General features: G+C 59.1%; 12 protein-coding genes. 3 read left to right on the top strand and 9 right to left on the bottom strand.

What is annotated here, in order from left to right; genetic code table 11:
- The first annotated feature begins 66 nt into the window (after positions 1-66).
- Positions 67-1,011 carry a YbgA family protein gene (locus J2887_RS04815; RefSeq protein WP_227174503.1) on the top strand — a complete coding sequence of 315 codons (945 nt, stop codon included), beginning with the start codon at positions 67-69 and terminating at the stop codon, positions 1,009-1,011.
- Positions 1,012-1,030: 19 nt separating this feature from the next.
- Here J2887_RS04815 and J2887_RS04810 read toward each other — a convergent pair whose 3' ends face one another.
- The 3 genes from J2887_RS04810 to J2887_RS04800 form a co-directional block, all read right to left on the bottom strand.
- Entirely contained in the window at positions 1,031-1,762 is a 732-nt protein-coding gene (locus tag J2887_RS04810) for a DUF481 domain-containing protein (protein WP_227174502.1), read from the bottom strand.
- A gap of 35 nt (positions 1,763-1,797) precedes the next feature.
- On the bottom strand, positions 1,798-2,799 hold the full coding sequence (locus J2887_RS04805; protein WP_227174501.1) for a rhodanese-related sulfurtransferase: 1,002 nt from the start codon (positions 2,797-2,799) through the stop codon (positions 1,798-1,800).
- A 159-nt stretch (positions 2,800-2,958) separates the two neighbouring features.
- Positions 2,959-3,681, bottom strand: coding sequence for a DsbA family protein (locus tag J2887_RS04800; protein WP_227174500.1), 723 nt, complete (start codon positions 3,679-3,681; stop codon positions 2,959-2,961).
- Positions 3,682-3,821: 140 nt separating this feature from the next.
- Here J2887_RS04800 and J2887_RS04795 point away from each other — a divergent pair, with 140 nt between their 5' ends.
- Positions 3,822-4,784: an NAD(P)H-dependent flavin oxidoreductase gene (locus tag J2887_RS04795; protein ID WP_227174499.1), complete on the top strand. Its 963-nt coding sequence runs from the start codon at positions 3,822-3,824 to the stop codon at positions 4,782-4,784.
- A gap of 39 nt (positions 4,785-4,823) precedes the next feature.
- Here J2887_RS04795 and J2887_RS04790 read toward each other — a convergent pair whose 3' ends face one another.
- The 6 genes from J2887_RS04790 to J2887_RS04765 form a co-directional block, all read right to left on the bottom strand.
- Entirely contained in the window at positions 4,824-6,302 is a 1,479-nt protein-coding gene (locus J2887_RS04790) for a DUF5666 domain-containing protein (protein WP_227174498.1), read from the bottom strand.
- Complete coding sequence (locus tag J2887_RS04785; protein WP_227174497.1) at positions 6,299-7,144, bottom strand: DUF6502 family protein; 846 nt, start codon at positions 7,142-7,144, stop codon at positions 6,299-6,301. Before J2887_RS04785 ends, J2887_RS04790 begins: the two co-directional genes overlap by 4 nt.
- A 106-nt stretch (positions 7,145-7,250) precedes the next feature.
- Positions 7,251-8,720 (bottom strand): DUF5666 domain-containing protein, encoded by a 1,470-nt coding sequence (locus tag J2887_RS04780; RefSeq protein WP_227174496.1) that lies wholly within the window; start codon positions 8,718-8,720, stop codon positions 7,251-7,253.
- 282 nt (positions 8,721-9,002) lie between these two features.
- Positions 9,003-9,341 carry a chaperone modulator CbpM gene (locus tag J2887_RS04775; protein WP_227174495.1) on the bottom strand — a complete coding sequence of 113 codons (339 nt, stop codon included), beginning with the start codon at positions 9,339-9,341 and terminating at the stop codon, positions 9,003-9,005.
- A gap of 13 nt (positions 9,342-9,354) precedes the next feature.
- Positions 9,355-10,302 (bottom strand): DnaJ C-terminal domain-containing protein, encoded by a 948-nt coding sequence (locus J2887_RS04770; protein WP_227174493.1) that lies wholly within the window; start codon positions 10,300-10,302, stop codon positions 9,355-9,357.
- Between the two features lie 100 nt (positions 10,303-10,402).
- The gene (locus J2887_RS04765) at positions 10,403-11,221 is read right to left on the bottom strand and encodes an AraC family transcriptional regulator (protein ID WP_227174491.1); all 819 of its coding nucleotides are present in this window, start codon (positions 11,219-11,221) and stop codon (positions 10,403-10,405) included.
- 163 nt (positions 11,222-11,384) lie between these two features.
- Here J2887_RS04765 and J2887_RS04760 point away from each other — a divergent pair, with 163 nt between their 5' ends.
- The gene (locus J2887_RS04760; protein ID WP_227174489.1) at positions 11,385-12,350 is read left to right on the top strand and encodes an ornithine cyclodeaminase family protein; all 966 of its coding nucleotides are present in this window, start codon (positions 11,385-11,387) and stop codon (positions 12,348-12,350) included.
- Positions 12,351-12,398 lie beyond the last annotated feature (48 nt).

The raw sequence follows: 12,398 nt of genomic DNA, 5'->3' as shown, positions 1-12,398 counted from the left end.
TGAGAGATCGGATTACACTGAGGGTTCGTAGAGCCTTTTAGGTAATCAACGAAAGGAGTGATCGCCGTGACAGGAATTCCGGTTGGTATCAGCACCTGCCTGCTGGGGCAGAACGTCCGCCATGATGGCGGCCACAAGCATTCACGCTTCTGTACGCAGGTACTGGCGAAGCACTTTGAGTTTCGGCCCTTCTGTCCGGAGGTGGCCACCGGCATGGGCACACCGCGGCCGGCGATTCACCTCCGTGAGGTCGGGGAGGAGCTTCGACTGGTGGAGTCCAAGGGCGACGCCGACCACACCGACGCCATGCATGAGACCATCGCACGCGCCCTGCCGGGCCTGTCGCACCTGCGCGGCTACATTTTGATGGCCAAGTCTCCCAGTTGTGGCATGGAGCGCATCAAGGTCCACAACGACCAGGGCCGCACCATCCGACGCGATGCCCAGGGTCTGTTTGCCGAAGCACTGATGAAGGCCTACCCGCTGCTGCCGGTGGAGGAAGAAGGCCGGCTCCACGACGACCAGCTGCGGGAGAATTTCGTCGAGCGGGTGTTTGTGTACGACGATTGGTTGCAAAACGTAGCGGCAGACCTGACGCCCAAGGCTCTGATCGATTTCCATACCCGCCACAAATTCCAGTTGCTGGCTCACAGCGAGGCGGTTTACCGCCAACTGGGACCAATGCTGGCGGACCTGAAATCCCAGCCCCTTGAGGCACTGGCGGATCGTTACATTCAAGAGTTCATGGGTGCGATGACCCAGAAGGTCAGTCGCGGAGCCCACGTCAATGCCATGCAGCATCTGATGGGGTTCCTGCGGGCCTCCATGGGCAGCGAGGATCGGGCGGTGTTGGTGGAACAGATCGAGGCGTACCACCGGGGCGAAACCCCGCTGGTGGTGCCCATGACACTACTGCGAATGGCGCAGCGCCGGGAACCGGTGGACTATGTGGAGATGCAGCATTACCTCACCCCCTACCCCGACGAACTGGGGCTGAGAAACCGGGTTTAACCCGGGCTCAGCCCTCACTTCAGAAGCCATACAACAGCGACACCGCAGTCTCGGTATCGACGTTTTCACTGTCTCCTGGCGGTTCAGACAGGTGCTTGAGCCGGAACGCCAGCTTCATCGACAGGCTGCCATTGATGGCGGCCTGTAGCGAGGTTTCCGATTCGCTGACGGTATTACCGTCGTCCAGTCCCACTTCCGTGCTGAGCGTCTGTCGGACCAGGGCGGTTTCCGACAGACTGTAATCCAGCCTCCCGGAGAGTCTGGTAATAGCCTCTTTCTCTTCCCGCTCACCGGTATCATCCGGTTCATCAAACCGGTTGAAGCGATAACCGCCACCGGCGGACAGCTCCAGGAAAGATCGCTCCCCCTGCTGCCATAGCCGATGACCGTAACCGGAGGTCAGCGATGATTCGAAATCGTAGCCGGAGAAGCGGTCGTCCTCATAGCTGCCGCGGAGAAACCAGAACTGCCGCTCACTGAACTTGTAGTCGGTCTGGGCTGAGGCCCGATACTCCTCCGAGGTGGTTTCACCATCTGCCTTGGAATACAGCGACGCCAGCTTGAGCTGGTTGCGCCAGCCCGGCACGTCATTCACCAACGCTACGCGGGTATTGATGTTGGTCTCTTCGGTGTTGCCGGAGGTGATCAGCACCCCCAGCTCGGCTTCCCCACCCCAGTCTTCCTGGTTGGTTACGGCGCCGGCGCCGGAGGCGCAGGCCATCAGAATGAGAGTGGATAGCAGACGTTGCATGGATCGCCTCGTTTCAGGATGAGTGGGCCGGGGTGTCAGCCTTTCTCCCCGGCTTGACTGAGTTCGGCCTGCCGCGCGCGCTCCGCTTTCTTGCGGGCCTTACGCTCGGCAATAATGTGGGCCGCCTCGCCACCGACATGGGTTTCCCCCCGCTGCCGCGCCAGCTGCATCTGCTTTTCGCGCTCGGCAAAGCGGGCTTTCTGGGCCTCGGTCAGGCTGTCAGCACACTGGTGACAGCTGACGCCCTGACGATACTCAGGCCGCTGCTTGTCGGCGTCGGTGATGGGCCGGCGGCAGGCGTGGCACTGGTCGTAGTCGCCCCGCTCAAGGTTGTGGTCCACGGTGACCCGGTCGTCGAACACGAAACACTCGCCCTGCCAGAGCGACTGTTCCTGGGGGACTTCCTCCAGATACTTGAGAATCCCGCCTTTGAGGTGATAAACCTCATCAAAGCCCTGTTCCTTGAGATAGGCCGTGGACTTCTCGCAGCGGATACCGCCCGTGCAGAACATCGCCACTTTCTTGTGCCTGGCAGGATCGAGATTGTCGCGGACGTAATCCGGAAACTCCCGGAACGTGTCCGTAGCCGGGTTGACCGCATTCTTGAAGGTCCCGATTTCCACTTCGTACTGGTTGCGGGTGTCAATCAGCAACACCTCCGGATCGGAGATCAGCTCATTCCACTCGGCAGCGTCAACGTAGGTGCCAACAACCTTCTTGGGATCAATGCCTTCCACACCCATGGTGACGATCTCTTTCTTGAGTTTCACCTTGGTGCGTTTGAACGGCTGGATATCGACAAACGATTCTTTGTAATCAACGCCGGCAAAGCGCGGGTGGCTATCAATCCACGCTTTCACGGCATCGATACCCTCGCGACTGCCGGCAATGGTGCCATTGATACCCTCACGGGCCAGCAGCAAGGTGCCGCGAACATCCCGGGACAGCATCAGGTCCAGCAGTGGCTGGCGAAGGGTCTGAAAATCATCAACAACAGCGAACTTGTAAAGCGCGCAGACGACAACAGATTGACTCATAACTTTCTCCTGCGGGCCGGATCGTAAATCCGGAGCACGATGGGTGGACACGGCGGTAACGCCAGTGTCCGGCATTCTAAGGTTCAGGCGGCGCGACGCAAGTCCGTAGCCTCCACGAGGCAATGCCAACGTCTCGCCGCCGGTCTACACATGCCGCTTTCAGCGCGCCAGTTCGCGTTCAACCACAGCGGACAACTGCCCCCAGCCGGGCCGGGTCAGCGGGATGTTGTCGACCATCACCGTCGGCGTGCTCATGACCCGCAACTGGCGGGCCACCGCGGCACTGTTCTCGATGGCCTCCCGGTGCAGGTCGGTTGCCATACAGCGACGGAAGCGGGACTGATCCAGCCCCAGGTCGCCGGCATAGCGGGTGAAGATCTCCGCCGCGGACTCGCTGTCGCTCCAGGCGCCCTGCCGGGCGAACAACCGCTCATGCATCGACCAGTACTGGTCCTGATCACCGGCACAGCGAGCAGCCATGGCAGCCGGGATGGCATTGGCATGCTGGCGCAGCGGCAGGTCGAAGTACACGAAACGCACCTGACCGGAAGCGACATACTCGGCCTTCAGTTTCTGGCTGGCCTCAGCAAAGTTCGCACAGGCGGGGCATTGATAGTCAGCGAACTCACGCACCACCACCGGGGCATCCGCCGGGCCGATGCTGACACCGTATTGATCCAGCTCCTCCGGGAAAGACCCGGCGTCCTCTGCCGCCACCGGCAACGACGGCGATTCCGCCGCCGGCGGCTGGCTGAGCCAGACCACACCGGCCACCAATGCCAGCGCGATGGCGCCTCCGGTAATCATCCATCCCGTGCGTTTGCCACCACGGCTTTGACGCGTTGGTGCTCCACCCGTCTGGCGGCGCTTTGCCTCGCCCATAATGTCTCCGTTGTATTCGGGTTGTTTGTGTCAGAGCGGGAAACCGCTATGATCGACAGTTAGTAAGGTGCCTATGTATCTTGGGAGCCTCTGATCAGCTCCCCTGGCTTTATGACAACACGATAATAACAGGAGTTACGATGGCCATACCTACCCCCCTGCAGAACACCCTCTCCCTGCCGCTGATTGCTGCCCCCATGTTCCTGATCTCTGGCCCGGAACTGGCCCTGGCCTGTTGCAAAGCAGGCGTTGTCGGCAGCTTTCCCGCCCTCAACCAGCGCACCAGTGAAGGCTTCGAAGACTGGCTGGAGCAGATGAACTCGGAGCTGGCCGCCTACCGCGAGCAGCACCCCGATACCACGGTCGCGCCGTATGCCGTCAACCTGGTGGTCCACCGGACCAACCCGCGCTGGCAGGCGGACCTGGAACTGTGCGTGAAACACCAGGTGCCCATTGTCATTACCTCACTTGGCGCCGCCAGCCAGGTGGTCGAAGCCGTGCACAGCTATGGCGGTCTGGTGTTTCATGACGTCACCAACCGCAAACACGCCCGCAAGGCCGCCGAGGCGGGTGTTGACGGCATCATCGCGGTGGCAGCAGGCGCGGGTGGACACGCCGGCACCACCAATCCGTTGGTCCTGGTCCATGAAATCCAGCAGGTGTTCGACGGCACCGTCATCCTCGCCGGTGGCCTGTCCAAAGGCGAAGACCTGCTGGCCGCCCAGGCCCTGGGCGCCGATCTCAGCTATATGGGCACCCGCTTCATCAACACCCGGGAATCCCGGGCCGAGCAGGCCTACCAGCAGATGATCATTGAATCCGCCTCCGAGGACATTATCCATACGCCTGCGGTATCCGGGGTACCCGCCAGCTTTATGCGCCAGAGCCTGGAAGCCGCCGGTTTCCCGATGGACAAGCTGAATCAGGCAGGGGATGTGAACTACGGGGAAAAGCTGAAGCCCATGGACGATGAGGCCAAGGCCTGGAAAACCGTATGGTCGGCTGGGCAGGGCGTCAGCCTGATCGATACGGTGGACTCCGTTGAGTCACTGGTTAGCCAACTGCAAACGGAATACCGCAACGCCCGCAGCCGGCTGGTGTAAGGGTGCCGGGCCTCTGACGCTCAGAGGCCCGGCTTTGCGTCAGTCGTCATCATCGTCGTCGACGTCGACTTCCAGGATTTCATAGGAACCATTGTCCAGCAGGCGGTACTGGACACCAACCACCCGGCCCGGGAGCAGGGCCTCGGCGTCGTCCAGAGTGGAATTCTCGGTGATGGCCATGGTCACCCCGAGGATCTGCAGATCGGTCATGGAGGACTGAATCAGGTTGCCCTCCAGTTCAAAGCTGGCCACTGCACCCGGCTCATCACTATCACCGTCGGCTCCATCCTCCGAGTTCCGTTCAATCTTGACGGCCTCGAGGTAAACGTTGCCTGCGGCATCCAGTTTTTCAATACCATCAACTTCAATGCTATCGCCAAGCTGCAATCGCTCAAAGGTCATTCGAAGACCTTCCTGATCATCGTCTGCAATCAGGGTCGAGGAGTTGACAAGAACCGGCACGCCACCCACTTCCAGCCGCTGGGTTGAAAGGTCTGGAACCTGGGTAATAACGGCTTCTACTTTGGCACCGGATTCCCGACGCTCAACCGATTCAGCAACCAGGACGCCTTCGCGGATTTCGCCTTCAACTTTGACCAGGAGATCGTTGCCGAAGTCTTCGGCATTCAAGCCAGCGAACTCGGTATCAGCACTTAATTCAACCAACTGTCCGCCAACCCGATAGAAACCCAAACTTGGGTTAACAGCATTGGCAGGCCCAGACAGTTCGATATCCGCACCCTCACTGCTGCGGTAGCGCGCGCCATCATGGGGACGTATGGAGCGCGCCACAATGGTGCCATCCACCAGTGCGCCTTCCACTTCCAGCAAACGGCCATCGCCCAGCGCGTCTTCGCTGAGGCCACTGGATGCCAGGCTGGCGGAAGAATACTGAACCAACTGCCCCTTAATCCGGAAGCTGTTCAGGTTCGTTTGCATCGAGAAGCTGTCGACCGAACCTTCAACTTCGATGTCATCCTCAAGGCCGTCTTCAATCAACCCTATGAACGACGCACGATAGCCATTATCTGCCAACCAGGCACTCACCCGAACAAAATCACCGTCTTTCAGCGAGGACAGTTTGGTATCTTTGAATACAGTCTGAGTATCCGCTCGCACCGCCTGTCCGTACATCGAGAACGTCAGACGATCCCGTTTTTCGTCAAAGACCACATCAGATACCTTGCCTCGCAGGGTATCGTCATACTCCAGAGCTGTGGCGGTGCCTTGGCCATCGTCCTGCCACTTGCCCTCGACTCGAACGATCATGCCCTTTTCAAGTTGGGCTTCGGTGTCAATTCCATCGTTACTGGTGATCTTGCCATTCAGTGAACTGGTATCGAAGCGAACGCCGTTAACGTAGACGCTACCAAAGCCTGAAACCGGGCCAACACTGTCGCCAGTCCCCCGGATACCGCCATCAGCGACATCTATGCCACCGTCACAGGCGGCCAGCACTCCCAGTGCGGAGACACCCAGTACCAGTTTCAGCGATGGGCGCGATTTCGGGTCGGTCATGATTCGTGCTCTCTTTCCTTGGGTGGCTGGATCGGATCTTCAAAGTAAAAAATGCTCACACCGGTCCGAACGGCCTGGGAGGTTTCGTGTTTGCCGGAAATGTCCCTGTCATAGGGCCCCAACCAGCGATCGAGGGATTCTAACAGTGCCTGGGACTGATCTGCAGCATACTCGCGCCAGGCGTCCAGGACCTCGGTCGGTATATTGTTGTAGGTCAAGGTACGCTGGAACAGGGGCTGATGTCCGGCTTCGGTACTGACCAGGTTGAAGTCGACTGTCGAGATCAGATCGGAGACATCCTCGCCGAAGATATTGAGGAGTTCGGCATCGTCTCCAACTGGCACGTAAGCGCGCTTGCGCAGCACCAGGCCTTCTGCCTGTGCCACAACGCCAACTCGCAACAGCTCATCCAGAACCGCCCGTGGCGTCATGTCGCCACTGTACCGCCGTACCAGTTCAGAGAAACCCAGCTCCCCATCAAAAGACAGCACCCGGGGCTCTCCCTGATCATCCTGGAAATCCGTATCGTGTATCCAGCCGGAGACTACCCGTGATGCGCGATTGGTGTGAACCCGGTCCTCAACTGTTGCCTCTTCGTCGGCCAGGGATTCCCGTAATCTCTTGACTTCCTTACGGGTCAAGCCGGTCATCACCGCGGCTTTGGAGTCCGTGGTTTTTCGGCGACCGTGATTGAAATCCTCCAGGGACGCCTGGACATAGGCGCGCTTGACCAGCTCGGCAAATTCCCCATAGGGAATGCCGTTGCGCAGCAACAGCCTGGCCAGTGGCCGCAGTATACGGAACAGGGCCTTGTGGAGGGGACGATCTTCAGATGTGCTCATGTTTGGGATTGTATTCCCATAGAAGGGATAACACCAGAAAGCAGGCCGGTAACTGCGAAAAGGAACACAGCACCGGCCTTACTTCCATCTATCAGGGTTGGGGAAGTCAGTCCTCTGTACTGGCGATTGCCTCAACCTCAAGCAGTTTGTACTGCCCACCTTCCGTTGGTACGTACTCAGCCTCGACTTTCTGGCCGGTTTCGATATCGGAGATATCAACATCACCTGCCAGGAGCTCGACACTCAAGACCGTAATAGCAGTCTCCGTTACGTCAGTAACGCGCCCCTGCAACTCAAAGGGCTCCTGATCGTCATCGTCATCCGCTGACTCACGCTCAAGCTTGAACACTTCCAGGTAGCCAACGCCGTCGGATTCACGCTGAAAGCCGGAAATCTCCACCAGGTCTCCCACCGCCAGCTCATCAATCTTGAGCCGGTCCTGAGAGTCATCTTCGTCGTTTTCCAGCAGAGAGCCCGAGGAGATCAGGGCCGTTACACCGCCCACGTCGATGGTATTGGTGCTCAGATCGATACCGACAATGACGCCTTCAACTTCAGCATCCACCATCTTCAGCTCAATCTCTTCGGCCAGCAGCACACCACCACTCACCTGACCTTCTACCGAAACCCGAACACCATTGGTCAGCAGCTCTTCCTGAGCACCATCTTCAAACTCCGTTGCATCGGACACTTGAACGGTGAAGCCATTCAGCATGAACCGTCGGTTGGCGGCATCGTACTCACCCATCACCGGCCCGGACAATTCAAGGTCATCGCCTTCCTCGCCAGCCAGATAATCACCTTGCCGCTCGATCTCCTTGGCAACGAATACGCCATTTTCTTTCAGCGTACCCTCAACCTCGATCAACATGCCGTTACTGAGCTCTGTTTCATCAAGGTCGTCATCGAACTGTGCCAGGTCGTAGCTTACAGGCTGATCGTTGATGTTGAAGGTTTCCGCAAGCTGATCCAGATTGGAAATCTTCCCTTCCAGTTCAACGTCCTGATACTCGTCGAAAATGGCCTCAAGCTGGGCGGCACCTACAAAGGATGCACGGAAATTCCCTTCCTGCTGGTACCAGCCGCTGATGCGCACCTGGAAAGCTTCCGGCGTTGCTTCCAGCTCTTCCACAGAGGCTCCCTTGAACACCGTCTGAGCATCGACCAGAACCGTCTGCCCCAAGACCTTCAGTTCACCGGTGCGCTGCTCGCTGTCCCAGGACGCCGTCGTCAATGGGCCACGCAGCAGATCGTCGTAGAAGATCTCGTAAGCCTCACCCTGGCCAGTCTCCGTCCAACTGCCATTGACCCGCAGAACCATGCCTTTCTCGAGCTGCTCCTCGCGATCAATACCATCATCACTGGTGACGACGCCGTCGGTGTCAAAACGTACGCCATTAACGTACACACTGCCAAAACCGGAAACGGGACCGACACTGTTACCAATCGCATCCCATTCCCCGGGCTGATCCGTGCCCGGTTTATCATCGCTGTCGCTGCCACAGGCAACCAGGGTCGTTACCGCCATCGTGACCAGGGTTGCCCGCACAGCTCCAGCAAGGGCTTTACGCCTCATAGTTATCTCCTTGATTAAGCCAACTCGTTATCTTTCATTTGGCCCGAATTTCTGAGATTCAGGTCCATTACCACGCTCGATTCTCGTTTTGGGATATTTTTCCCTGAAACTTGATTTGGGATTTTATTCCCATTTTTTTGGTTGTCTACACTGCATGTCCCCAATGGCGACGCAAAGCTCGCAAAAGCAGAACCTAACGCATTGTTATTGCTGAATTTATAGACAGAAAATAATTTGGTTACGAATTAGTAATCTTTGATTGATTGCTCACCATACTCTCAATCACTCCCCCATCAACTGCCTGACACGCTGGTTCAGCCGCTCCACTTCCCGCCGCAGCTCGTTGACGTCGTCCAGTAAATCCAGCGACATGGCCAGGCCCGGAAGATTGAGTTTCAGGTCCCGCTGCAGACGCTGAGCCTTCTGCAGGCGGGCCAGCGAAGGCAGGTCGAAACGCCACTCGGTGACCTGCCCCTCAGCCAGTGGCGAGATCACGCCATAGCTCACCAGCTTGACCACAAACTCCGCATGCACATCGCCGCGCTCGCAAAGTTCCCGCAGGCTGAAGGTTGCCTGCTGTTCCAGCAGCTCGACCTCGATATTGGGTTGCTGTCGTTCCATCACTCTCTCCAGCTCACACGCCCATGCGTTCACGTGGGTTGAAGGCTTCTTCCGCCTTCGCCAACTGCTGATAAAGTGCTTCGGCCTCATCGCTGTGCTGTTCCGGCATCACCACCTGCAGCACCACGATCTGGTCGCCGGGGTGCTTGCCCGGCAACCCCTTGCCCTTGAGGCGGAGCTTGCGACCACTGGAAGATCCCCGCGGTACCTTGACGCTGACCCGGCCACCAACGGTTGGCACGGTGATGCTGCCCCCCAGGGCGGCCTCCCAGGGGGTGACTGGAACCGTCACCAGGACATCCCGGCCTTCGACACTGAACATCGGGTGGGGCGCCAGCGAGATTTCGATAAACAGATCGCCAGGCTCGCCACCGGCCTGACCAGGTGAGCCCTGCCCCTTCAGGCGCATATGCTGGCCCTCTCGCAGTCCGGCGGGCACTTTGACGTTGAGGGTTTTCTGGCGGGCACGGAGGCGTCCCTGGTCATCCACTTCATGGACGGTGAAACGAACCTGTTTGTCGCAGCCGTGATAGGCCTCTTCCAGAAACAACGCGAGACGGGCGTGGACATCCTCTCCACGCCGACGCGCCTGGTAACCCGGTCCGGTCCCAAAACCGCCGGCACGGCCAAAGATGGATTCGAAGAAGTCGCTGAACTGGCGGGCATCGGCCTCGGTATAGCCTCCGCCGGCGAACCCCGAGCTGCTTTCCCAGCCGGGTGGCGGTGTAAACTCGCCGCCGCGGTCGCGGTAGGCGCGAAGCTGGTCATACTCTGCCCGTTTCTCCGGGTCCTTGAGCACTTCGTAGGCTTCGCCAATGTCCTTGAAGCGTTCGTCGGCATCGGCCTCGGTGCTGACGTCGGGGTGATACTTCCGTGCCAGCTTCCGGTAGGCCTTCTTGATCTCCTCGGGCGAGGCCGACTCACCCACCCCGAGAGCGGCGTAGTAGTCCTTGAAGTCCATGATTCCTCTCACACCAAAGCGGTCAGAACGGGCAGCGCTCAACGCCACCCTTTGATAAGAAATATTTGGTGATTCGAGGAAATTTACAAGACAGGAACGATCAATTATTGATCGACATCAGACCCGGCTGTTGCTGGCGAAAACGGCTGGGAGACACACCACAGCAACGCTGGAAGGCCCGGGAGAAACTGGCGGTATCGGCAAAGCCGAGATCAAGGGCAATCACCCCAACGGGTTTCTGGCTCAGCTTCAGCCAGTGGCGAGCCCATTCCATCCGTCGGCTCATGATGTACTGCTGGGGCGTTGCCTCAAATTCCATCACAAAAAGCCGATGCAGGCGGCTCACACTCATGTTGAGCAGGTGGGCAAGTTGGCGATTATCCAAAGGTTCGGCGATGCGCTGATCAATGAGCCGGTTCAGTAGCGCCGGGCTGAGCAACTGCCTTCGCGACGCATGCTCAGGTGACTGCTCCAACGTCTGATAGATCTGGGCAATCAGCATCAGGGCCCACTGCTGAGCCAGCACCTGCCCGCTGTCACCCGTCGTGGTCGGGTGCCCCAGTTGCCAGGCAGCGTGAGCCACCAGCGAGCGAATCGACGGTGACATATCCAGAAAGCGGGGGCTGTTGAACAGATGATCGTTAAGCGCCCGCTCGGCGGTGGACTCAAACAATTGAACCGCCGGATCGTCGAACTGGATATCAATCACCAGCAGTTCGCTGTCCTCCCCCTTACCTTCATAGCCGTGACTGGCATCTCCCGGCACCAGCACCATCTTGTCGGGACCGACCCCCTGACCGTTGCTGTCAAACTCGCACTCGGTGACTCCGCGACACCCCAGCAGCAACTGGGGGAAATCGTGGCGGTGTTCGCCGCTGGTGCGGGCGATCCGATTCTTTCGAAGCAGGGTCTGCCCCATGGTTATCGACCTGTAACTGCCGGCCCGGTCCCTGGACGCTGATGCATTCGCGACACTCAGACAACGAGTGTGGATTCTGAAACAAAGGCATCCGGGAAACCCCAGATAGACTCGATCACATAGCGAGGTGTTTCACCCCGATGACAACTTACAGGAGAATTGCATGTATCTCTCAGCCGATCAAGTTGCCGCGTGTTTGCCCTGGGAAGACCTGATCAATGCCCTCGATGAGGCGTTTACCCGCGACATCGTCGTACCCATCCGCCACCACCACCACATTCATGTGGGTGACGACCCGGACGCCACCCTGCTGCTGATGCCCGCCTGGATCGAGAACGAGTACGTTGGCGTTAAACAGGTCAACGTATTTCCCGGCAACAACAAACGCCAGATTCCCGGCCTTACCAGTCACTACCTGCTGAGCTGCGGCCGTACCGGCCATCACCTGGCGGAAATGGACGGAAATACCATCACCGCCCGGCGCACCGCGGCCGCCTCGGCCCTGGCCTCCCGCTACCTGTCACGTCCGGATGCCAAAACCCTGCTGATGGTGGGTAGCGGACGGATGGCCACTCACCTGATCCCGGCCCACCTGGCCGTGCGGGATATTGAACGGGTGCTGGTGTGGGGAATTGACGACAACTCGGTGGCTAACTGCATCAATACCCTGGCCTCGGAAGGCATCACCTGCGAACAGGTCGCCGTGGACGGGCTCGCCGAAGCGGTGGCGCAGGCCGATATTGTCAGCTGTGCCACCCTCGCCAATCACCCGCTGATCCAGGGCGACTGGCTCCGGCCCGGCACCCACCTGGACCTGGTGGGCAGCTTCACACCGGCAATGCGCGAAGCCGACAATACCGTCATGACTCGCGGCAGCGTCTTTGTCGACACCCGCGCTGGCGCGCTCAAGGAAACCGGTGACCTGATTGACCCGATCCGCGAGGGCGCCATCACTGAGCAGGACGTTCTGGCAGAGTTCCGCGACCTCTGCGGCGGCCATCATGCCGGGCGTGCCGGGCTGCCATCAGCCGCCGAAGCCATCACTGTGTTCAAATCCGTCGGCACTTCGGAAGAGGATCTTGCCGCGGCAATCCTGGCCTACCGCCAGGCGACACACCACGCAGCATGAATCGGTTCGCTGGCGCTCCCTCCGCGCCGGCGTCACCATAAACGCTGT

It is taken from the genome of Marinobacter sp. CA1 (assembly GCF_020546665.1).
Classification (GTDB): domain Bacteria; phylum Pseudomonadota; class Gammaproteobacteria; order Pseudomonadales; family Oleiphilaceae; genus Marinobacter; species Marinobacter xestospongiae.
This window is presented reverse-complemented; position numbering and strand designations above follow the sequence as displayed.